Annotated in this window: 13 protein-coding genes; 10 read left to right on the top strand and 3 right to left on the bottom strand. The window is 39.0% G+C overall.

Going from position 1 to position 24,540, the window contains the following annotated elements:
- Window positions 1-65: 65 nt before the first annotated feature.
- From pnp to B4G94_RS15755, 3 genes are all read right to left on the bottom strand, one after another.
- On the bottom strand, window positions 66-2,252 hold the full coding sequence (gene pnp / locus B4G94_RS15765; protein WP_108636005.1) for a polyribonucleotide nucleotidyltransferase: 2,187 nt from the start codon (window positions 2,250-2,252) through the stop codon (window positions 66-68).
- Window positions 2,253-2,570: 318 nt separating this feature from the next.
- Complete coding sequence (gene rpsO / locus B4G94_RS15760; protein ID WP_108636007.1) at window positions 2,571-2,849, bottom strand: 30S ribosomal protein S15; 279 nt, start codon at window positions 2,847-2,849, stop codon at window positions 2,571-2,573.
- A gap of 101 nt (window positions 2,850-2,950) precedes the next feature.
- Window positions 2,951-4,165 (bottom strand): acyltransferase family protein, encoded by a 1,215-nt coding sequence (locus B4G94_RS15755; RefSeq protein WP_286860003.1) that lies wholly within the window; start codon window positions 4,163-4,165, stop codon window positions 2,951-2,953.
- Between the two features lie 851 nt (window positions 4,166-5,016).
- On the opposite strand from B4G94_RS15755, the gene B4G94_RS15750 reads away from it, so the two are divergent.
- The 10 genes from B4G94_RS15750 (at window position 5,017) to B4G94_RS15700 (ending at window position 24,491) form a co-directional block, all read left to right on the top strand.
- On the top strand, window positions 5,017-8,316 hold the full coding sequence (locus B4G94_RS15750) for a SusC/RagA family TonB-linked outer membrane protein (RefSeq protein WP_286860001.1): 3,300 nt from the start codon (window positions 5,017-5,019) through the stop codon (window positions 8,314-8,316).
- Between the two features lie 16 nt (window positions 8,317-8,332).
- Window positions 8,333-10,033 carry a SusD/RagB family nutrient-binding outer membrane lipoprotein gene (locus B4G94_RS15745; protein ID WP_286860000.1) on the top strand — a complete coding sequence of 567 codons (1,701 nt, stop codon included), beginning with the start codon at window positions 8,333-8,335 and terminating at the stop codon, window positions 10,031-10,033.
- Window positions 10,034-10,224: 191 nt separating this feature from the next.
- Window positions 10,225-10,698: a redoxin domain-containing protein gene (locus tag B4G94_RS15740; RefSeq protein WP_286859998.1), complete on the top strand. Its 474-nt coding sequence runs from the start codon at window positions 10,225-10,227 to the stop codon at window positions 10,696-10,698.
- Between the two features lie 26 nt (window positions 10,699-10,724).
- Window positions 10,725-12,068 carry a c-type cytochrome gene (locus tag B4G94_RS15735; RefSeq protein WP_286859996.1) on the top strand — a complete coding sequence of 448 codons (1,344 nt, stop codon included), beginning with the start codon at window positions 10,725-10,727 and terminating at the stop codon, window positions 12,066-12,068.
- A 1,872-nt stretch (window positions 12,069-13,940) separates the two neighbouring features.
- Window positions 13,941-14,606: a hypothetical protein gene (locus B4G94_RS15725; protein ID WP_286859992.1), complete on the top strand. Its 666-nt coding sequence runs from the start codon at window positions 13,941-13,943 to the stop codon at window positions 14,604-14,606.
- 421 nt (window positions 14,607-15,027) lie between these two features.
- The gene (locus B4G94_RS15720; protein ID WP_286859991.1) at window positions 15,028-16,191 is read left to right on the top strand and encodes an ROK family transcriptional regulator; all 1,164 of its coding nucleotides are present in this window, start codon (window positions 15,028-15,030) and stop codon (window positions 16,189-16,191) included.
- A gap of 26 nt (window positions 16,192-16,217) precedes the next feature.
- Complete coding sequence (locus tag B4G94_RS15715; protein ID WP_286859989.1) at window positions 16,218-19,589, top strand: SusC/RagA family TonB-linked outer membrane protein; 3,372 nt, start codon at window positions 16,218-16,220, stop codon at window positions 19,587-19,589.
- A 12-nt stretch (window positions 19,590-19,601) separates the two neighbouring features.
- The gene (locus B4G94_RS15710) at window positions 19,602-21,203 is read left to right on the top strand and encodes a SusD/RagB family nutrient-binding outer membrane lipoprotein (protein WP_286859987.1); all 1,602 of its coding nucleotides are present in this window, start codon (window positions 19,602-19,604) and stop codon (window positions 21,201-21,203) included.
- 59 nt (window positions 21,204-21,262) lie between these two features.
- A complete protein-coding gene (locus B4G94_RS15705; RefSeq protein WP_286859985.1) occupies window positions 21,263-22,573 on the top strand; it encodes a hypothetical protein in 1,311 nt (436 codons plus the stop codon).
- 19 nt (window positions 22,574-22,592) lie between these two features.
- Window positions 22,593-24,491 (top strand): SusD/RagB family nutrient-binding outer membrane lipoprotein, encoded by a 1,899-nt coding sequence (locus tag B4G94_RS15700; protein WP_286859984.1) that lies wholly within the window; start codon window positions 22,593-22,595, stop codon window positions 24,489-24,491.
- Window positions 24,492-24,540 lie beyond the last annotated feature (49 nt).

Here is a 24,540-nt window from a genome sequence, read left to right as displayed (position 1 = left end):
AAATTTAGCGCACAAAAAAAGCCCGCTGCACAGCGGGCTTTTATATATTAAGTTAAAGAACAAGCTTATTCCTGTCCGGCACCGGCTACTGGAGCTTCGCCATTTGGCTTATCTTGTTTTGGTTTATCTTCTTTTGGAGGACGAGGCAATAAAGCTTTACGGGAAAGTTTCATTTTACCTTGTTTGTCAATATCCAATAATTTAACCGTTACTTTATCACCTTCTTTGAAGATGCCATCCATTGTTTCAAGACGTTTCCAGTCAATTTCAGAGATGTGCAACAAACCATCTTTACCCGGCATAATTTCAACGAATGCACCAAATGGCATAATTGATTTTACTTTACCTTCGTAAGTTTCACCAATTTCAGGTTTAGAAGCAATCGCTTTGATACGACCTACAGCATCGTCAATTGCAGCTTTATTATCCGCAAATACTTGTACGACACCTTTATTATCAACCTCTTCGATAGAAATCGTTGCTCCGGTCTCACGTTGCATTTCTTGAATAATCTTACCACCAGGGCCGATTACAGCACCGATAAATTCTTTATCGATCAACAATTGAACGATACGAGGAGCATGTGGTTTATAGTCTTCACGTGGAGCAGAAATGGTTTTCTTCATTTCACCTAAGATATGTAAACGCGCTTCTTTCGCTTGGTCCAAAGCTTGTGTCAACACTTCCCATTTCAAACCATTGATCTTTAAATCCATCTGACAAGCAACGATACCTTTCTCCGTACCGGTTACCTTAAAGTCCATATCACCTAAGTGATCTTCGTCCCCTAAGATATCCGATAAAATTGCATATTTACCAGTTTTCTCATCGGAGATTAATCCCATTGCGATACCCGATACAGGCGCTTTCAATTTCACACCAGCATCCAAAAGCGCCAATGTGCCGGCACATACAGTCGCCATTGAGGACGAACCATTGGATTCCAAAATATCGGAAACCACACGGATTGTATATGGATTTTCGTTATCTGCAGGAAGTACCTGTTTCAATGAACGCATCGCCAGGTTACCGTGACCAACTTCACGACGGCCAGGACCTCTGTTTGGTCTTACTTCACCGGTAGAAAACGCAGGGAAGTTATAGTGAAGGATAAATTTGTTATAACCGTTGATAAAAGCACCATCGATCATTTGCTCATCGTCTTTAGCACCTAAAGTAACCGAAGTCAATGATTGTGTTTCACCACGTGTAAATACGGCAGAACCGTGTGCCGCAGGCAGATAATCCACCTCAGACCAGATCGGGCGTACTGTACGTACGTCACGGCCATCTAAACGCATGCCTTCATCCAAAACTAGATTACGGACAGCATCATACTGAACATCGTGGAAATATTTTTTGAATAAGAATGCGGTATCATCATCCAATTCTTCAGGCATTGTCGCTCTGTATTCTTCCGCAATTTTTGCAAAGTTCTCAGAACGGTCATGTTTCGCTGAAGCTGATTTCGCAATTGCATATACTTTATCATAAGTAGCAGCGAAAATGGAAGCTCTCAATTCAAGGTTTTCAGGTTCGTGATTATACTCACGTTTCACTGTTTTACCGACCAAATTGGCCAATTCTACTTGTGCTGCAACTTGTTTTTTGATAGCCTCATGTGCAAAAGCGATCGCTTCAACCATTTCAGCTTCTGAAATTTCTTTTGCTTCACCTTCCACCATACCGATATCCTGAGCCGAACCAGCAACGATAAATTCTAAAGTCGCATTTTCAAGTTCAGATAATTTTGGATTGATGACCAATTGACCGTCGATTTTCGCTACGCGAACTTCTGAGATAGGCCCATTAAAAGGAATATCAGAAACCGCAATTGCAGCGGATGCTGCCAGACCTGCTAACGCATCAGGCATAATATCTTTATCCGCCGAAATCAAGCTGATGGCAACTTGTGTGTCTGCGTGATAGTTTTCAGGGAATAATGGACGTAGTGCACGGTCTACCAAACGGGAAATTAATACTTCATAGTCTGATAATCTAGCCTCACGACGTAGGAAGCCACCCGGAATACGGCCAGTAGCCGCATATTTCTCTTGATAATCTACCGAAAGCGGTAAAAAATCAACACCAGATTTAGCTTCTTTGGCAGAAACGACAGTTGCAAGCAACATCGTATCGCCTTGTTTTAATACCACAGCACCATCAGCCTGTTTTGCCAATTTTCCTGTAGACAATTCGATCTGGGTGCCATTACCCATATCGATGGTTGTTTTAATTTCGTTGTAATTCATTTAATCTTATTTTTGACACGCTTTTCATCTTGTTGGCAGCGGGCCTATATTTTAAATACGTTAGATTTCAGCACAAAGGTAAATTAAAATATTAAGATTAATGCAATTAACATCAGGCTAAATAATCAAATACCAACACTTCGCTACATTTGTTTTCGAACCCATCCAATTTGCATATCGCTTACCTCCCACCTGCGATTGCAGCAGCATACCTGCCTGGCGGCACTGTATACTTCTTCCCTGCCGATTTGATAACAGATAGCAAAAAAAAGCCATCCAAAATTGGATGGCTTTCTTAAAAAACCTTTGTACAAAAGCTTATTTGATGATATCACGTAGACCTAGACCTTTGATGATCGCACGGTAACGGTTAATATCTTTTTTGTAAAGATAAGCCAATAATGAACGACGTTTACCTACCAACATTTGTAGGGCACGTTGTGTACCGAAATCTTTTCTGTTCTTTTTCAAATGCTCAGTTAAGTGAGCGATTCTCTTCGTGAATAAAGCAACTTGACCTTCTGTAGATCCAGTGTTAGTAGCTGATCCAGCAAATTCTGCGAAGATCTCAGCTTTGTACTCTTTACTTAAATACATCTCTTGAATAATATTAAAGCGTTAAAAAATTTATTAATTGCGTGCAAAGGTAGCGTTTTTTTTGAGACGAACAAATTATGCTCATAACTTCTTCACTTCCATTACACTTTGACATATATTTTCTTCTTGTCCAGCCAGTAGCAAATCACCCACATGAGTGTCAAAAAGCACAGCGAATACACAAAGGATCCGACTTCTGGAATTCCAGGGACTTTGGCGCAAACATATTTATAAAACCAGGCAAAAGCGTCGGTATATTTCTGTGTTCCGTCATCCTTCAATCCATCGGGGATCCGGAATAAACCGAGAAAACGGGGCAGGATTCCGCTCAACACAAAAATAAATAACGGATTTTTGCCGAATACATCAAAAAATTGAGTGAGTTTGTTTTTGACACCCTGCACCTCGATAAACCAAATCATACCACCAATTGTCATTGTCGCCAGTCCTGTTGTATAGAGCACATAGGAGCTCGTCCAGATTTTTTTATTGATCGGGAAGCCGAGCGCCCAGATCCAGGCCAAAACAACAAGGATAAAACCAGTAACAAACATCCCGGCCAACAATTTAAAGTGCGGTTCGTTTGAGGCAGGCACTTTAGACCATAACCAGTCCACCTGCCCTTGCTTCTTGATAAACACGCCGACCAGATAACCAAACACAACCTGTACGATCGCCGGTAGGGTACTCATCAATCCCTCCGGGTCGAACGGAACACCTTCGCCTTTATAAATATGCGGCAGACCTAGTATCGCAATATCGTGCTTGGTACCAAACCATCCTGCTAAACTATAAGGATCAGCTCCCCCTGCCAGTGCACAGACAGCCCAATACAGCAATAAGATACCAGTGGAAATCCAAATAGTGGCCTTCTCTTTAAAATAATACGCTAATATAGATGCAAAACAATAAGCGATCGCAATACGTTGCAGCACTCCAAGGATACGAATACCTCGACTTGGATCATTGGGATCTACCCATTGTTTAAAAACCAGTTCTGCCCCCTCCCATTTAATAAAAGGCCACCAGTTAATAAAAAGCCCGATTGCAAAAATTAAGACCGTGCGTTTAAGCACCTTCTTCCAGAAAACCGCGGGGCCAGCTTCCTGCAACCGGGGAATCACAAAGGACATAGCATTTCCTACTGCGAATAGAAAAAAAGGAAAAACCAAGTCCGTAGGAGAACAGCCATGCCAGGCTGCATGTTTCAGCGGCGCGAACATATGCGCCCAAGTCCCCGGATTATTAACCATAATCATCAGTGCCACAGTAGCCCCACGAAACACATCCAAGGAATAATAACGTTGTTTCATCATAAATTAAGTGATTAGCTAGTAAATATAGGTATTAACGAATTCATTTTTATGCATAATTCAATTAATTACCGCACAATCAGGAGTTCTTTTTATTTTTTTTAAAAAGTATTTGGAACTTAATAATAAATAACTAACTTTATGTAACAAGATTTATACTAACCATATATTGTTTTTTAAACATAACGATCTGGAACAATAAGCCAGGTCAAACGGATTATTAACTAGAATACCTTAGATTAACATTTAACCAAAAACTATAGCTGATCCCAAGGATTGATATAGTACGAAACAATTTAATTAACCTTAAATAGTAGAAAATGAATTTATTACACAAAAAAAACACAAACTCAGCATTAAGTGAAACTATTTAGTACAATTTGCAAGTAAGCACAAGGACTTCTTAATACATTGTGAGAGACAAGCATACTATTCAATCTATTGGATTCCTTAAATGAAGTAAATCCTATTTTAAGTTGCTCACAAGATGTGAATGGAACTATTTAAATAATCTTTAAATGCAAGAAAAAGCCTTAACAATTATCAAATCAATCTGACAGTCAATGTATTTTGATGAGCTACTGAATGAATTTGGATCAGGATATACGGTAAATCATTCAACTTTAGCCTGAGCTTACTAGTGAAAATAAAAAAACTCGCAACAATACATCTAATCAATTATAAATAAAACAATTAAAAAATAGAAGGCTTAAAATTAGAGATAAATTATTTCAATATCCTTACATATCAACCGTTAGATAAGTAGTGGTAACGAATGAGAGACCATATAAACTTAAACAACTTTAGAAGTTGTAAATAAAAACTAATTATTATTAATACTAAATATTATAAACATGAGTCTATTTTACAAAAGATCTGCGGGATTGGCGATATGTACTCTTTTTAGTGCATCGGCTCTCTATGCGCAGCAGACTATTACCGGAACGGTAAAGGATGCCAATGGACCAATTTCTGGGGTAACAGTTTCTGTAAAAGGTACTACTAGGGCCACACAAACCACCTCAAATGGATCATTCAATATCCAAGCGGCACAGGGCGAAACGATTCGTATAACACGAGTTGGTTACATTCCACAAGAAGTCGTAGTCAGTACTAATACAAAAATTATTATCACATTATCAGAAAATGCATCCGCATTAGATGAAGTTGTTGTAACTGGCTTAGGCGAATCCAGAGAACGTCGACAATTGGGATATGCAATGACACAAATCAGTGGAGAAGATATTGCAAAAACAAATGCTATCAACCCAATTGCTGCTTTACAAGGAATGGTTCCCGGCATGCAAGTTAACGTTGGTACTGGTGGTCCTCAATCAACCCCGCGTTTTCTTATTCGAGGGGCAAGCTCGCTCGATCCTTTTGGCAATACACCTTTAATTGTCGTAGACGGTATAATTATGGATGATGATGTCGTTATACCAAATCGTGGTGGAGAACAAGATTTCGGTAATATTCTTAAAAATTTCAACTTAGATGATATCGAATCTATCTCTGTTTTAAATGGAGGTTCTGTTACCGCTCTTTATGGCAGTAGAGCCAGTAATGGGGTGATATTAATTACCACCAAAAAAGGTTATTCTCAACGTGGACTAGGAGTTTCTTTTACGCACACACAAGGATTCGATGATCCTTATGCGACAGTAGACTTTCAAGATAAATACGGTACCGGAATATCACCTAACTACGTTTACCCCAAAGGCAATGATGGTTTAGAACAGATTCCCGCTACTTATTTTGGCTATAGTTTTGGGCCTGCCTTTGACGGGCGCATGCTGAAAGATCCTGCAGGTCACGAAATAAAATTTCAGCCAAACAACAACATCCTTGATCTGTATCAGACAGGCCAATACAGAAACTCTAATATAGCCCTTGCAGGAGGAAACGAACAAACTACATTTCGCCTCTCCTATTCAAATTCGTATGCAAAAGGAGTAGTCCCACAAAATAAATTTGATAGAAATAGTTTTGCATTAAGAGCTACTCATCGCATTAGAAAAGCTGTCGTAATAGATGCTGGCGCAACATATGTAGGGAGCAACAGTTTCAACCCAAATCGTTCTTCAGGAGGAAACAACTTAATGTATGGTCTCACATGGGGGATGCCTAGAGAATATGACCTAATGTATTGGAAAGATCAATATCTTAATCCTATCAATGGTGGTGTTAGTGATCAAGATCCTACATCATCACAAGGCGTTTTTTTTACATTGTACGAACAAAAACAACTTCAAAAAGAAGAAAACTTCCGTGGTAATATCAATGCAAAGATTAACTTCACTGATTGGCTACAAATGGAAAATATCTTCAGCGTAAATCTATTCAATGCTAATAACGAACAGAGAAACAGGGGACAAGAATCTAATTTTAACGGAGGTAGCTATCGCACAAACCAATATCGAGTACTCCAAACAAGATATCATAGTAATATTAACTACAGAAAAACTTTCAATGACTTTGAAGTCACTGCATTAGGAGGAGCTGAAGTAAATCGCTCCGAACGTAAGGGTTTAGAAGCTTGGACCAATGGCATGCGTATCCCAGACATATTCCGTCTTTCCAATTCAACTAATGCTATAGGCTATTCTGAAAGCAAACCTTATATTAGTCAAAGTTTCTCCTTGTTATTTCAAGGTGCAGTCACCTATAAAAAATGGCTCACATTAAATCTCTATGGACGTAATGACTGGGATTCATCTCTTCTATATCCTGACCAGACTGGCACATACTCCTATTTTTACCCTGGAATGGATCTAGCCTGGACATTCCATGACGCTTTAAAGTTACCTTCCTCTATATTCAGTTTCTCCAAATTAAGATTTTCTTACAATATCGTAGGAAAAGGAACAGATCCATACAGAGCTATGACGGGATACTATCTTCCTAACAGTAATTATGTGAGCGCAGAAGACGGCGAAATAACGCGTTATTATTTCGACTCAAATAACTTAGGGAATAGGAATCTTGTCCCAGAAAAAAGCTCCACTTGGGAAACAGGTACTGATTTAAGATTTTTAAAAAATCGTTTGGGAATTGATTTTACATATTACCAAAAAAACACTAAAAATCAGATTATCAACCTACCAGTTTCACAAGAATCAGGCGTAAGCAATGCGCTTATCAACAGTGGTCATATCCGGAACCAAGGAATCGAAGCTAAGATATATGGTACTCCCATTAAAAAAGAAAATTTTTCTTGGGATGTAGCTTTCAATTATACCCGTAATAGAAGCAAAATTATTGCATTGGCACCAGGTGTAACAGTCTCATCATTAGAAGGAGATGATGGCATTAGGGCTATCGCCGAAGTAGGAGGAGAATATGGGGTAATGGTTGCCTCTTATGGTCTAGCTCGTTTTCAGGCTAGAGATGGCTCAGGAAACCCAATAGATCATCCAAGCAATGGTAAATATGTTATGTCTCCTACAACAACGGGAGCATCATACATACGTTCGCAAAACTATGCGCAAGGATTAGATAAAGAAATTAAAATTGGGTCCACACAACCCAAATTCCTCGGAAGCATTATTAACACCCTGAACTACAAATCTTTATCATTAAGTGTAATGCTTGATTCTAAATTTGGCGGATATGTATATTCTCCAACATACAATTATGGTTCTCAAACTGGACAAATAGCGAGTACATTATACGGTCGAAAAGGAGAAGCTGGAGGAATAAAATTTACGGATGCAAATGGAAATGAAGCTTGGGGACTTATTCCCGATGGCGTTTTTGCCCAAGGAACTATGCTAGGCGGTAAAGATGTTGGTGGTATGAGCTATCAAGAAGCAGTAGATCAGGGATTAAAAAATCCTATGCTTACCTACGCATACTATAATAACACCTACGGTTGGGGTGCTGGTATCCGAGAAAAATCTGCATTTGAATCCTCATGGGTAATGGTAAGAGACGTCTCTGTAAGCTATGACTTGCCTCGTACAACAGCATCAAGATTCAAACTTAACAATTTGCGCATGACGCTTTCTGGCAGGAATTTAGGATATCTTTACAATAGTTTGCCAGACAATATCAATCCAGAAGATTATCGTACTACTGGATCTGCATCTGCATTTTTAGGTGGAGGAACGCCACTAATAAGAAGCTTCTCTGTCACGTTAAACACCAATTTTTAAGTTAACAAGTTTGATCATGAAAATATTATCAAAACACTTAAATAGAATTACTATTCTATCTATATTTATCACTACACTAAGTGCGTGTAGCAAAAAAGATTTCGCAGAATATAACACGGATCCTGATGCGGTTATTAATATCTCTTTACCCCCATTATTTGCACGTGCAATCACATCAGCGCACGATAATGATTTCGAAGCATTTTATGATAATTATAATTTCATTCCAAGATGGTCTCGTGCTTTTTTGTCACGAACGGGAAATGGTATAACGGTTTCAGAAAATGCGGCCAATACAAACAACCGGTACGGAAGATTTTATATTGGTGTTGGAAATGTCCTTGTTGATATCCAAAAAACTGTCGATAAAATGAGTGAAGATGAAAAGGCCAGATATGTATATATGCGCACCATTCCAACAATACTAAAAGTGTATAACGCTTGGTATGTTTCTGACGTCAACGGCAGTTTAGCTTATACCGAGGCATTTGGAGCGAGATATGGCGGTACCTTAACCCCTAAATACGAAACACAAAGCGAGTTATATGCGACCTTTGATCAAGAATTAAAGGCAGCAGTAGAAGTTCTAAAAAAAGAACAACCCGTTGAACAATTTAGTTATGGAAACAGTGATCTTTATTTCAAAGGTGATGTGTCTCGATGGATTAAAGCGGCAAATTCGCTTCGTTTAAAAATTGCATTACGCTTGTCAAAACGCGACCCGCAACGCATGGCAACGATTGTTAAAGAAGTACTTGCCAATAACAGTAATGTAATTAACAGTGCAGAAGAAGAATGGGTATTTTATCCAGGAGCTCAATTTACTGGCGGTGGCAATTGGAATATTACAGGCAACGGAAGGGCTTTTGTAGGAGATCACGATGTGATTGATTATATGTGGAATAATCAAGATCCGCGCTTACGCTTCTTCTTTGTGAAAAATATGTGGAGTGAAGATAATTTCGCTTTAGCTAAAGCACAAGGCAAAATATCATCCTCCTCCGTTTTTGATACAAGGCGTTATTATGGTCAGTACTCTAGCCCCTCATCTCCAAACGATCCAAAGAAATCAAGATTCTTTACGCCAATTCAGATAACAAATGGCCAAAGTACGATTACACTAGATACAGTTTCTAGAATACAGGATAGATTATTCCAACCCGAAAACAACGGTGGCACGGGATTAGGTACAATGCCAGTGATAACTTATGCTGATGTATGCTTTATGCGCGCTGAACTGGCCCAACGTGGTACAACTAACGAAAGTGCCGAAGAATGGTACTATAAAGGAGTCGAAGCCTCTTTAAAGTTTTATGATAAAGCAGCAAAAAAAGCACTTATCTATGACTACTCTCCTTTGACAGATACTGAAATAGCGACGTTTAAACAACAGCCGGACATTAAATTCAAAGCAAGCAAAGGATTAGAACAAATTGTATTGCAAGCTTATTTAAATTTCTTCAAAAATTATAATGAAGCGTGGGCAATAGTAAAAAGAACAAATATGCCAAATAATAATACGGCAATTGCTTTTGAACCTTGGTTCGTTGAAGGTCAAGCAATAAAAATGCCACGGAGATTCGTAATAAACTATCCATTAGCAGGCGACTACAATTATCAAAATCGTTTCGATGCAATCGAGGAAATGAGAAAAGATCCTGATTTCGGAGAACCAACAAGCATATTGGGACGTGTCTGGTGGGACAAAAGTGAATAATAAAACACAATGCAACTTACTTGATCCAATAAAGGATCAGGTAAGTTCTTTTCTTTAATAAGCTGGAAAATGTTATGCCCATAATAAATATCCAAAGATTACTTGGAAAAGGACTCATGATGAGCCTTCTATTGATGTTATTCTTTCCTTCGAAGGCATTCTCGCAAACCGTAAATGAAGAAATATTTAGGTTGACAGACATCAATAAAAATTTAGACACTTTATTTGTGCTTTCTGAATTGGCTACAGTCTATATCTTTTTATCTCCTGAATGCCCATTGTGTCAAAACTATACAAAAGACATAAATGCCTTAGCCAAACAGTATGGTGATAAAATATCATTTATTGGTATTTTTCCTGGAGAATTATACGAGCCCTCCGAAATTCAGGCTTTTGCAACGAAATACAAACTTAACATACCGTTATTCCGAGACAACAATTTAAATCTAACCAATTTTCTTCATGTTAAAATCACTCCCACTGTTACATTCGTCGAAAAAGGAAAAGTAATTTATTTTGGAGCCATTGATAATTGGGCAGTTGATTTGGGCAAAAAAAGAACCGTGACAACAGCACACTATTTAGCGGATGCCTTACGACAGTACCTGTCAGAACAAGCGATTACTATAAAAAAGACAGAACCTATCGGGTGTATCATTAACTGATATTGACTCGCTCAATTAATATTGCCATGAACAAAACAGCTATTTATAAAGTTATATCAAGTATATTAAAAACAATATTTATAGTGGTGGGCTTTGTAGATACAAATTCTTATGCTCAGTCCTATTATCAAGACGTCGAACCTATTATTTTGGCAAAATGTGCCCCCTGTCATCGATCCGGTGAAGCAGCTCCTTTTCCACTTTTGACCTACAACGACATTTCCAAACGAATTAATTTCATAAAAAAAGTAATCACTTCAGGGTACATGCCTCCTTGGACTGCAGATAATAATTATGTACATTTTTCTAACGATAGGTCACTTACTAAAAAAGAAATCGAAACGGTCGTCAATTGGATTGATAACGGAGTAAAAAAAGGCAAAAAATCAAATACTGAAATAAGTGAACTGTATAGTATCACTGGATATGGACGAACTCCAGATTTGACACTGACAGCTTTAGATACATTTACCGTCAAAGGAAATAACAAAGAACGTTTCGTAGAATTCAAAATACCTTTTGAACTGGATCAAGAACAAGCTATAGAAGGAGTAGAATTCTTTAGCAATAATAAACGCCTAATTCACCATGCTAACTATTCAGTACAGGTTATTTCAGATCCTGCAATAGATATTTATCAACAACCAAAATTTGCTAATCATACCGACGGCAATACTATTGATACAGATCCATACAGAATTTTTAAGCGTGATATGGCATACTATGGTGGATGGATCCCAGGCTCATCATCCGAATCTTATCCCGAAGGAATAGGATGGACAATGCCTAAACGTGGTATCATATTGCTCTCTATCCATTTTTCTCCTACACCTATTGATGAACAGTCAATTAACGGTGTACATTTATTTTTTACCAAAAAACCGATAAAAAGAAAAGTTACAGTTGTAAGCTTTGGTTCTGGCGGTTTAGGAGAAAGGGATATTAGGCCTTCTTTTTTTATGATCCCGGCAAATCAAGTAAGGGATTATACATTGAAATTTAAAAATCCCGCTGAAGATCTTTCTTTGCTTTATATATGGCCACACATGCATTATATCGGAAAATCGTTCAAGGCATACTACACCAATAATATGGGAGATACTATTCCACTCGTAAATATTCCAAAATGGGATTATAGATGGCAAGAGATGTATCGATATAAAAAATTTATGAAGATACCCCGCGGCTCTACTATACATATGGAATGTACTTATGATAATACGGAAAAAAACCCATTCAATCCGTTCAATCCACCACAAAATATATACTCTTACTCCAATATGCAATCCGACCAAGAGATGATGACAATGCTACTTATCTATATACCATACAAGGAAGATGACGAAAAGCTCAGCACTTCACCTGATTAACAATATTCGTTATTAAACTTGATAATAATTAACAACTTTTAGAAGAATTAAAATGATGATACAAAAAATCTTCTCCTGCGCAGTTAGTAAATTAATTATAATACCTTTTGCTTTTTTACATTTCGGTTTATTTGCCCAAAACAAATATCGTTTTGAAAAAGGACTATACCTACAAATTACGCATTCCTATGGTAGAGAAGCGGTCTATTCAGACGAGTTTCTTTGGAACTATTACAATAGAACCTTTGTTGTACCCAAAGAAGGTAAAAGTATAACCGGAAAGCAGGTTGATCAAGCAAAGTGGACCTCTATCCAGACTGACACCTCTGGTTTTTTTAGACCGTCGCCCGGTATGGGGGGAAACCTACGAAATCCCAATAACCCTGCGGGCCCGGGAAGAATCGAAAAGATAGCTAACTCTACCACTATACAACAAAACACTAACCCGCGACGTGGATTAGGCCCCACATATTTGTATCTGACTTATAACGCAAAGAAAGCGCAAGCTGCTATTCTTAATATCAAAGGCAACAGTGCTGTTTTGATCAACGGCGAACTCCATGCTGGTGACCCCTATCGCATGGGCTGGCTAAACATTCCTGTACAATTAAAGAAAGGATTGAATGAATTTTATGTACGTGGTATATTGGTACAAGCTGAGTTATCATTTCCTACGCAGGCAGCGATATTGGACATTAACGACGCCACACTTCCTGATATCGTTTTGGGTAAAACTAACAGTAAATTACTAGCAGGTGTTGTTGTGATCAATAATACGTCCAAGAACATGAATGACCTTAAGATAGAGAATACTATTGAAGGATCGACAAGTACAACCCCTGTCCCAGTTATCCCGGCATATAGTACAAGAAAAATTAGCGTGCTGATCGATGCGTCAAAAATAGTAGACATCGGTTCGCCAACAGTAAAGCTCGGTTTATTCAAAAGAGGAAAGCTGATCGATCAGAAAAATATCAACCTACGTAGTGTATCTGCAAACACTCCGTACCGCCATACTTTTACCAGTGAAATAGACGGTAGTCTACAGTATTTTGCTGTGAATCCCGCGACCGGCGGCGAAAAATCTGGCGATGCCTTATTCTTCTCCGTACACGGTGCGGGCGTGGAAGCATTGGGGCAGGCCCAAGCCTATCATCCAAAAGACTGGGGCACATTGGTAGCTCCAACAAACCGTAGGCCTCGTGGATTCAACTGGGAGGATTGGGGACGCTTAGATGCTCTAGAAGTACTCGCATTAGCAAAACAAACATTAAAACCGGACACACAGCGAGTATATTTAACAGGACATTCTATGGGCGGACATGGAACCTGGTTCTTGGGTGCTACCTATCCAGATAAATGGGCTGCAATTGGTCCTTGCGCCGGCTACCCGACGCTTAAAGGTTACGGCTCGGCAGACGGATTAATTCCCGAAAAAGGTCGCAATGAAATGGAGAATATTTTACTCCGTTCGAGTAACCAAAGTGACGTCATCGCCTACGCGTCAAACTACAAGCCAATGGGAATTTACGTTTTGCACGGCGATGCCGATCGTACGGTACCGATAAGCTATGCACGGCAAATGCGAAACATTCTTGGTGAATTCCACCCTGATTTCAGTTATTACGAATNNAATGGCATAAACGTAAAGTCGACAAGGATGTCAATACAATTGATTTTAAAACAGCAAATCCAGGCATATCGGCTTCTTACTATTGGGCCACAATTTATCAACAGGAAGAAGCATTATCCTATTCACACATCCAGCTCACTCGTGACCTAGAAAACAATACCATCCAAGGCCAAACAGACAATGTCAAAACCCTGGCCTTAAACCTAGACGCCTTTCCTGAAGGTCAAAATATTAATATCATGTTGGATTCGCTATCACAGATTAGCTACCAAAAATCAGCAAAAAACATTATGATCTATTTAAGAAAAGCGAAACAGGAATGGCAGATCATCCAAAAGCCTTCGCCCGACGAAAAAGGGCCCCACAGAAACGGAATGTTCAAGGAGGCCTTCAACCACAATATGGTATACGTCTATGGTACGAAAGGTACACCCGAGGAAAATAAATGGGCAATTGAAAAAGCGAAATATGATGCTGAGTCTTGGTATTACCGAGGTAACGGCTCATTTGAAATCATCGCTGACAGTGAATTTGACTCCACAGAATATGCCAACAGAAATATTATTCTAATCGGCAACAGCGAGACCAACAGTGCTTGGAACGTACTCTTAACAGATTGCCCTATTTCCGTAACATCTTCAACGGTGAAGTTGGGAACGCATAAATATGAAGGTAGTGATCTAGGTGGTTACTTTATCTGGAAAAAACAAGGAAGTAATATTCATACGATCAGCATTATTACGGGTACTGGTATCAAGGGTATGAAAGCCGCTACCGCAAATCAATACTTTGCTGGAGCAAGCGGTTTCCCGGACTATATGTTTTTCAAATTGGATATGTTGAAATATGGACCAAGTTCACTTATTGATGTGGGCTTTTATACAAATGATTGGCATGTGAAATAAGCAACGTACTAAAATGAAGGAACTGTCAAATTGCAGTGAATAAAAAAATGTTTTTTGTCCACTGCAATTCAAACTCACGGACGAAAAAATTTTACAATTTATATTGCCTATGAACGGATTCAATTATTCTCTCTCTATTAAAACATCCAATTACATCTAGGACTATAACCAAATCTTCACGAGTGCTACGTAATGGGAATGATCAAGAATAACCATAGTTAGAAAATATTTTTTTTATTTAAACGGAAAGATTTCTACAATCGTACGTTTAAAATTCTAACAGATAAATATGGATTATAACTTATGATCTTGACATTGATAACTTTTTTAAAAAAAATAAAAAGTATTTTGAACTTAAATAAAAAATACTTTATCTTTATCATACAATTATAACCGATTCTTTCACAAGCCAATTATACCGATGAAAGCTGACATATTAAGATTATTATATTACAACGAGACGCAATCCATTGCGGATATCTCAAAAAATCTTTCAAAAAGCACACCGATCGTTACAAAGAACATTAACGAACTGGTCAAACAAGAACTTATTCTTGATAACGGCTTAGGCGAATCAACAGGGGGGCGCCGTGCATCCAAATACGGTCTAAATAGCACTCTTCCCTACCTTATCATTAGTATCGCAATTGACCAATATTATAGTTCTTTCACTATATCTGATCTAGCCCATAATATCATCGCCCAACAAAAAGATGTACCCATTAATCTCAAAGAACAGAATGCCGGCGAAACCATTCTTCAGAAGCTAGAAGATATTATCAAAGAGAGCCAGATAGACGAAAAAAACATTATTGGAGTGGGCATTAGTATGCCGGGCTTTGTTAATCCGGAGGAAAAAATTAACGACTCTTATCCTAAAAGCTCGTCCCTTCACCACCTCTACAGACAAATTGAAGAAAAGCTAAAAGTGGCGACTGTCATCGACAATGACTCCCGTTGTATCGCCTGGGCAGAAAAAGAATTCGGTCACGGTGTGGACATTGCACATACACTCGTCATCAACCTAAACTGGGGCGTTGGTTTAGGGATCATCATAAATGGCGAGATTTTTAAAGGTGCAACAGGTTTTGCGGGTGAATTTAGCCACATCCCGTTATCTGACAAAAACACCTTATGTTCCTGTGGAAAAAGAGGCTGTCTGGAGGTTGAAGCGTCATTGAACGCTGCAATACAAAACACGGAATCCGATATTGAGAATGGCGAATATTCGATTTACTCAACATTTGTTAAAGCAAGTTCCAATAAAGCAGATGCATTGATCGAAGCGGCAAAATTGGGCGACCAAATTGCGATTAATAACCTAGGAAAGATCGGCTACATGCTCGGAAAAGGTATTTCTACCTTACTCCATATTCTCAATCCCAACAAGATAATTATTAGCGGCCGTGGGGCAGAAGTGGGTGACATCATAGCACCCCAAATTCAAGTTGCTATCAATGAATTTAGCATTCCTAAAATAGCAAAAATGACGAAAATAGAGATTTCGTCTCTTCACAAAGATGCACAGCAGATGGGAACTGCTGCTTTGGTTGCAGATCACTTGATTGATAATATTATTAACTAAACTATTTTTATACAAACACCTACATTATGAGTCTACTTCAAAAACAAGCTGCAGGGTTAGCTTTGTGCACACTTTTTAGTGTCACATCGCTCTATGCACAGCAGTCCATTACTGGTACAGTAAGGGATGCAAACGGAGCAGTTGCTGGGGCATCAATCTCCGTAAAAGGAACAAATCGAGCTACCCAAACCAATGAAAACGGAAGTTTTACGATCCAGGTAAGTCAAGGAGAAACATTACGTGTATCCATAGTCGGATATAAACCTCAGGAAATTCAAGTCAATTCCACAAAGACTATTGATGTAATCCTATCCAATGATGATTCAAGCTTGGACGAAGTTGTCGTTACGGCCCTAGGAATCAAACGCGAAGCCAAATCACTGGGTTATTCGGTACAGAAAGTTGGGGGGCGGGAACTCACCCAAACAAATGCTCCGACTGTTGCCACCGGACTAATGGGAAAAGTTTCAGGGATGAATATCAGCATGTCGAATGGTGTTGAAGGCGGATCTCAGCGCGTGGTCATACGTGGTGCAGCCTCATTGACCGGAGCGAATCAACCACTATACGTCGTTGATGGCATGCCGATAGACAACAATCAAATTACTAGCAAAGGTAATGATATCACTAAAGCGAATGGATCCTACCAAGATTGGGGATCTATATTAAACTTTATCAACGCAGATGACATTGAAGACGTCAGTGTGTTAAAAGGACCTACTGCAGCCGCACTGTATGGCGCGCGAGGCGGCAACGGTGTTGTTTTGATCACAACAAAAAAAGGTAAGCTAAAGGAGGGACTTGGAATTGACTATAACTACTCATTTCGCTCCAACGAGCCCTTCCGTTATCAAGAAATGCAAAATAAATACGGATACGGAGGAGCGATCGCGCTATATTCCGCCATTCCAACATTACCTGTAGACGCTAATGGTCAGTTAAGATACCCAGGTGCAGACCCTTGGTCCGGAACAAATATCACTGATCAGAAATGGCTTAGTCACGGGACTGTCCCTGGAGGAAAAAATACCTGGGATTATTTTAGCTGGTATGGAACAGGTGCTTCATGGGGCGCCGAAATGAAAGGTCAGGAAATTCTATGGTGGGATGGAACAAAAAGGAATTACTCTCCACAACCCGATAATATCAAATCATTTTACCGTACCGGTAATACACAAACCCATAATGTTGCTTTTAGTGGAGCTAATGATCTTGGAAGTGTACGCTTATCTTATACTCGCCAAAACAATACATCCATCATTCCCAATAGTAATTTTAATAACAACACTTTCAATTTAGGGACAAACGTAAAAATATCAAAGAAAGTTACCGCAGACGTATCTGCAAGCTATATTAATTTCTATCGTCTTAATTCTCCTGATGTGGGAAATAGCAATAATTCTTGGGGTAAATTTTCAACCTATGGTATGTCACGCGATTATAAAAATCTAGAAAAGGACATTTATCGAAATCCAGATGGCAGTAAAAACTTATTAGATGGTTCGGTTTACAATATGGGATATCCTTACGGTGGATACGGAAAGGATATTTATTGGAATATTTTCATGAACAATACTGAACTAAACCGTGATCAATTATTAGGAACAGTTAAATTAAACGCCGAATTAACAGATTGGTTAACTTTAATGGGTAGAGCTTCTGGAAACTTTTCTTCAGATGAATTTGACAAAAAGTCCTATCCGACCGATAAAGAAGGGCTACAAGGAAAATATGGACACGAGCTATATAAAACGACTGATCGAAATCTCGACTTTTTGGCAACAGCACATAAAGACAATCTCAATGGATCCAAATTTAGCGGTAGTATTTCGGCAGGAGCTAGTTCCTGGAAATCCAATTATAGAGGTATCCAAGGATTTAATGACGGTCCGTTCAATGATCCATTTCTATTTTATTTAGCCAATATCAATAAAAACGGTACCGTATCTGGTTTTATACCTACCGAAGAACGGATGGAACAACAGATAAATTCTTTATTTGGAATTGCCAATATCTCGTATGACAATTTCCTCTTCTTCGAAGGAACCTTTAGAAATGATTGGGCTTCAACTTTGCCTAGTAAAACAAGAAGCTATAATTATCCAGCTGCATCTTTAAGCTATGTCTTTACCGAAAAATGGGCAAACAAACCCAGTTGGTTAGATTATGGAAAATTAAGGGCTGCATTTGCGAAAAGTGCCATCGGAACTAAACCATATCAGACATCCTATATTTATAGTACCGGAACATTCAATGGCCAAGCTCTCCGTAAGATTTCAAATAATTTATTACCTGTAGATTTACTTAAACCCCAGCGCTCTACTTCTTATGAACTCGGAACAGATCTGAGCTTTTTGAAAAATCGGCTTGGATTAACCTTTACCTATTACAAAGTCAATTCCACGGATCAAATCATCGACTTGAATGTCGCCCCATCTTCTGGTGTTACAGGTGTAAGAACAAACTCCGGTGAACTCCAAAATCAAGGGATTGAATTTACGTTAAGAGCAACACCAATAAAAACACAGGATTTTTCCTGGGATCTGACGCTCAACGGAGCGCAAAATAGAAACAAACTTATTAAGCTCGCTCCAGGAATTGACGAATATTACTTGGATGAAATGTTTGGCAACGAAGGGGTAACGATGAAGGTTAAAGTTGGCGACAACTTCGGGACAATTTATGGAACAGACTTTCAATATGATGAAAAAACAGGCAAACGGATTGTAGAACGGGTATTGGATGGACAAGGTAATCCCACAGGTACACGTTACAAAGTTACAACGAATCAGGTACCAATCGGAAACGCAAATCCTAAATTAACAGGGGGACTAGGAACAAATCTACGCTACAAAGATTTTTCATTTTATGCCTTAGTGGACTTCAAATGGGGTGGGGATATTTGGAGTGGAAGTTATTCCACAGCTATGGGAAATGGTCTTGCTCCTGAAACGCTGTTAGAAAGAGACGGTGGTGGCTTGGGATATACCTACCCAGATGGATCAAAAGCAAACCATGGTGTAATTTTAGATGGCGTCTTTGCCGATGGAACAGACAATAAAGATGTCGTTCACTATATGTGGAAATACGCAGGCTCCTATGCAGCCTGGTCAAATATCCCCATGCCTAGAAGTTTGGCTGTTTTGGAAAATTCCTGGGCAAAACTTCGTGAAGTTCGGTTAACCTATCAGATTCCAAAATCTGTAGTTCAAAAGACGAAGTTTTTCCAAGGAATGTCTGCCTCATTAATAGGTCGTGATTTATTTTATTTGTACACCAGTTTACCGGATAATTTAAATCCAGAAGCAGTTAACGGAATAGGTAACGCACAGGGTATTGAGTTCGGGGCCCTTCCAGGCGTTCGCTCTCTGGGCTTTAGCATTAGTGCATCGTTTTAATAAATGGAAATCATGAAAAGAAAACATCTAAAAACACTCTTATATACTTCACTATTTTTGGGAACAGCAATAGTAACATCATGTACCAAAGATTTTGATGAAATGAACGCGCCTTGGAAGGACGCACAAACTGCGGATATAAAAAGTCTCTTTAATGGCGTTGTGGCGAGCATCGAACTTGGTGCCCAGGAACAAGCAACCGCGAATACATGGATCTACCCCATCGCACAGCTAGGAACAACCGTAGGAAACTCAGGATATTCCATGCAAAATGCATCAAACGAATTATGGGAAAACTACTATAGGGCTCTTATTTCCATTCGATTGACCGAAAAAATGATCAATGAATCGCCAGACAAAGCTAAGTATCAAAACATACAGGCGATGCTCACGATTCTAAAGGCCTACAAGACCTTTAAAATGACCGATGTTTTTGGCGATATCCCTTATTCTGAGGCCGGCATGGCAGACCAAGGTCCTACCAATTACCGACCTGCATTTGATAATCAAAAAAGTATTTACGAAAGCTTATTAAATGATTTAAAAACAGCAGTAGCAAACTTAAGCAGCTCTGCCGATCAGATTAATATAGGAACATCAGAATCCATGTTAAATAGCGATATTGCCTTATGGAAAAAATTTGGCAACTCCTTACGTTTACGCTATGCACTACGTATGAGTGACGCCAATGGAACTGTTGCAGCCACTCATGTGCAAGAGGCATTAACTTTACCACTTCTAGAAAACATTGAAAATATCGGATTGACGCCTGCTGTACAAAATTTCACCGGTGAATGGCGCGAATGGTCATTTCATGCCGGAATTTATTTACGCATGGGGAGTACCGCCTGGGAAATGCTTAGCAACAATAATAACAAAGATGGTTCTGGAATTTTCGATCCAAGAGCCAAAATCTTTTTTGAAACAAATGCTAAAAATGAATGGGCACCGAAACCGCAAAACGTCGCGATGTCCGATGGTGGTGAACCCTATAACCGGCGAAGAGATGATGATTGGTCTAATAAGGGAGCAGGAAACCTGATCTCGAATTTCAATTATTATTTTGGCCGCGATAAAAATATTCCGGAATTGATCATTACTGCGGCAGAAGTCTATTTTCTAAAAGCGGAAGCAGCAGCGAAAGGAATTGGGGCTGCAGCAAGTTTATCTACAGCCAAAACAGAGTATGAAAATGGTGTCAGGTCATCCATTAATTTTTGGACGACCATGGCGATGAAAAGCGTCGTCTGGAAAGAGAACAAACCCACCTCTTTACCTACCAGCACGCAATTAAATATCATCTTGGCTAATCCGAAAGTAGCATTTTCCACCACATTGAGCACTACAAATGCGCTAAAATTAATCTATACACAGCGTTGGTTAGATAATTTTAGACAACCATATGAAGCTTGGGCTTTAACACGGCAAACGGATGCTACACCAAAGTCTTCGGTAAACAACGATTTGTATGAAAAAGAATTTGGTGTAATAAAAAGATTAAATTATGCGGATAAGGAATACCAATATAATCGAGATAATACATTAGAGGCCACAAAGAAAGAAGTTAATAGTACGGAATGGCAAAAAGTAAAAGTTTGGTGGGATGTAAAATAAAAGCATAGTACACATTCATTTTCTAAAACGCCTCAAAATTTGGGGCGTTTTTCTTTTATGTGACGGGCAGAAATGACTGGTCATCTGCCTTAGGATTGGACAACAGATCTTTCTTTTACCCCTCTGTGAGTGGATCATGGGTAATTTCAGATATGATTACCAAGACTGGCGGTTCATTACCAAGCTGGTTATCATTTGCGAAATTAAGAGGATCTTATGCTGAAGTTGGTAATGATCTTCCTTCTTTCCAATTATACAATGTTTATAATATCGGAAAAGATCCATATGGTAATACCACCGCTGGTATGGGCAATACCAAATATAATCCAGGTATTTTGAGCGAGTTGATCAAAACCGTCAAATTTGGTTTCGATACCCGATTATTCAACAGCAGATTAGGATTGGATTTTGCCTGGTACAAAACGAATCCAACCAACCAGTTGATTGATCTTCCAATGAACCCTTACAGTGGCTATGAATATGAAAAAATTAATGCCGGAAATATTCAGAACTCAGGTTTTGAAATCGTATTGGATGGAAGGATATTAACGAATAAAGATCAGTTAACATGGAATTCCAGCCTAAATTTTTCAAGAAACAGAAACAAGATTATCAGTCTTGCCGACAAAGTAAACATGTACTCATTAGGATCATATGATAACATTTCTATCAGAGCCATTGAAGGTGGGTTATATGGTGATATTTATGGCACTAAATTCTTACGAGTTGAGGATCCAAACAGTGAATTTAATGGTCAATTGATCTTAAATGGCAGTGGATTACCACAGGCGGCGAGCGGTCTACACAAACTCGGGAATCAAGCTCCTAAGGCATTGGTAGGCTGGAACAATAATTTTGCTTACAAAAACTTTGGCTTGAGTTTCCAGGTGGACGGAAGATTTGGCGGTGAATTCTTCTCCGGAACAAATCTAAATCTACAGGCAAATGGTAGTGCCGCAGTCACAGCTCCAAATGGTGAACGTAATCCATTTGTCGTAGACGGCGTGATTGCCTCCAATGGAACTTACACGAAAAATAGGGTACAAACAACGCAACAATTATATTGGACACAAGTAACTTCCACTTCAGGAAACTATGGTATTACAGAGCAAAATGTGTATGATGCAACAAATATCCGTTTGCGGAATGTGACATTGAGTTATAATTTCCCAAAAAACATACTTGGCAACAGCATTGTACAACGTGCCAAAGTCAGCTTGACAGCAAATAATGTCTGGATGATTAAAAGTTATGCCAATGGTATAGATCCAGAATCTGTATTTGCCATCAATTCAAATGCAACAGGCTTTGAGAACTTCTCTACACCAACATCCAGATCATTCTTCCTTAATGTTACTTTAGGCTTCTAATCAATAAAAAAGATAAATCATGAAAAATATCATATCAAAAATAGGTTTTGCAGTTCTTTTGGGAGGAGTAATCAGCTCATGCTCTAAATTTGAAGAGATGAACGTCAACCCTTATAAGGCTAACGACGATCAAGTCAAAATCGAATTCTTTTTTAACAACTCACTTACTGGTGCACAACAAGATCCCAATATCGCTGAACGTATCTTTGTCCTCGACTGGAAAACTACCGGAAGACAACATATGACAAACGGTCTTGCGACCGGAACGGTAAATGACGATTGGTCTAAAGAATACTATAGGTATTCCGCTGAATGGATCAAAAATGCGACCAAAGGAATTGAGATTGCCACCAATGAAATTAATGCTGGGTCGGCAAAGGATTATACCAATAATTTACTTCAGATTTCGCGTATCTGGAGAGCATACTTGATCAGCGAGGTAACAGATAACTTTGGCCCTACCCCTATTGCTTTCGCAGAAGGAGTTAATCCAAAATACAGTTCAGTCAAAGATGTTTACTACTATCTTTTCGAAGAGCTTAAAGACGCGACTTCTAAAATCAACTCCGATATTAAAATTCCGGAAGATATCAAAAAATTTGACCGCGCTTATAGCTTCGACCAAGAAAAATGGGTGAGATATGCCAACTCGATGCGTATGCGTTTAGCCATGCGCCTATCTGAGATTGACGCGAACAAAGCAAAATCTGAATTCGAGGCTACCGTGGCTACCAATAAATATATCAGTAATACAGCCGACAATTTCACCGTTGAGGAGAAAGATGGTTGGGACCCTTTTACAGGTGTCATGAGTCGTAGCTGGCATTATCAAGCGCTTTCAACTACGTTAAATAACCTCTACCTTGGATTAGGTGGTATTCAAACAGAAAAACAAGTTGCCCAAGATTTGAAGTCTTCAATTAAAGCCGAAAACTATATTGGCAAGCGCTATAGCAATCACTTCACTAGCATGACCAATGACCCCTCTGCAGGTTACTGGTTAGATGGTTTACCGAACAAAATAGACCCTCGTGCGTTGAAGGCATTTTTTATCCCCGGAGATTTTAACAATCAGAATTTCTTCGACAATGGCGATGATTCTAAAAAAACGGTAGATACCTTAGTGAATGGCAATACCAAAATTGCTGTAAACACAAAATATACTTGGAATGCCTTCTCGTTAGGTGATTGGGCGGCGAAGGGAACAAACAACCGTCTAAGAAGCACGCTCGTAGGAAAGGTTCCAGCTATAGGACTTCAATTTAGAAAGAATTCAAGCAGCCGTATCTTCTTTGCTAACTGGGAAAGCTACTTCTTACTAGCAGAAGCATCGCTAAAAGGATGGGTAACGGGAACAACAGCACAGGCAGCATATGAAAATGGTGTAAGAGCTAATTTCGATTACTGGGGTGTAGGTCAATTTGCTTCTGAATACTTAAGCTCTACCGACTATAACAGAGTTGGTACATCTGTTAGCTTTACGCATACAGCAGAGCCTGGTGACGCACATACTATGGATTATATCGATGGTTATACCAATGCTGCTGGTACAGTAAGCATCAAATACCCTGTCAATTCACTTTACAAAAATGGTACAGTACGCAATGACTTGTTGACAAAGATTATTACACAAAAATTCATTGCCAATCTACCTTGGTTACCATTAGAGTCCTGGAATGATCAAAGAAGACTTGGTTTACCTTTCTATGAGAATCCTGCGATTGAAAATGCTTTACCAAACTTACCTGATCTTACATCAGCGAACTTTATGACAAGCAACATCAAATTCTTTCCACAACGATTAGCGTTCCCTTCATCTTTTAGGGATACTGATCCAGCGGAGTACCAAAACGCAGTATCGCTATTGGGTGGCGCGGATAAAGTATTGACACCACTTTGGTGGGCAAAACAGAAATAGACTTTTCATACAACAAGTCAAATTTTGAGAGGCTGTCTCAAAAAGACAG

This window comes from Sphingobacterium sp. UBA7625, from assembly GCF_002484085.1.
Classification (GTDB): domain Bacteria; phylum Bacteroidota; class Bacteroidia; order Sphingobacteriales; family Sphingobacteriaceae; genus Sphingobacterium; species Sphingobacterium athyrii.
Note: the sequence above shows the minus strand (reverse complement) of the source record. Positions and strands in the feature narration are given on the sequence as shown.

Excerpts from the sequence above, each read along its gene's own strand:
- B4G94_RS15745 (WP_286860000.1), top strand. The coding sequence starts at position 8,333 with ATGAAAATATTATCAAAACACTTAAATAGAATTACTATTCTATCTATA.
- B4G94_RS15700 (WP_286859984.1), top strand. The coding sequence starts at position 22,593 with ATGAAAAATATCATATCAAAAATAGGTTTTGCAGTTCTTTTGGGAGGA.
- B4G94_RS15710 (WP_286859987.1), top strand. The coding sequence starts at position 19,602 with ATGAAAAGAAAACATCTAAAAACACTCTTATATACTTCACTATTTTTG.
- B4G94_RS15725 (WP_286859992.1), top strand. The coding sequence starts at position 13,941 with ATGTTGGATTCGCTATCACAGATTAGCTACCAAAAATCAGCAAAAAAC.
- pnp (WP_108636005.1), bottom strand. The coding sequence starts at position 2,252 with ATGAATTACAACGAAATTAAAACAACCATCGATATGGGTAATGGCACC.
- B4G94_RS15735 (WP_286859996.1), top strand. The coding sequence starts at position 10,725 with ATGAACAAAACAGCTATTTATAAAGTTATATCAAGTATATTAAAAACA.
- B4G94_RS15755 (WP_286860003.1), bottom strand. The coding sequence starts at position 4,165 with ATGATGAAACAACGTTATTATTCCTTGGATGTGTTTCGTGGGGCTACT.
- B4G94_RS15720 (WP_286859991.1), top strand. The coding sequence starts at position 15,028 with ATGAAAGCTGACATATTAAGATTATTATATTACAACGAGACGCAATCC.
- B4G94_RS15750 (WP_286860001.1), top strand. The coding sequence starts at position 5,017 with ATGAGTCTATTTTACAAAAGATCTGCGGGATTGGCGATATGTACTCTT.
- rpsO (WP_108636007.1), bottom strand. The coding sequence starts at position 2,849 with ATGTATTTAAGTAAAGAGTACAAAGCTGAGATCTTCGCAGAATTTGCT.
- B4G94_RS15715 (WP_286859989.1), top strand. The coding sequence starts at position 16,218 with ATGAGTCTACTTCAAAAACAAGCTGCAGGGTTAGCTTTGTGCACACTT.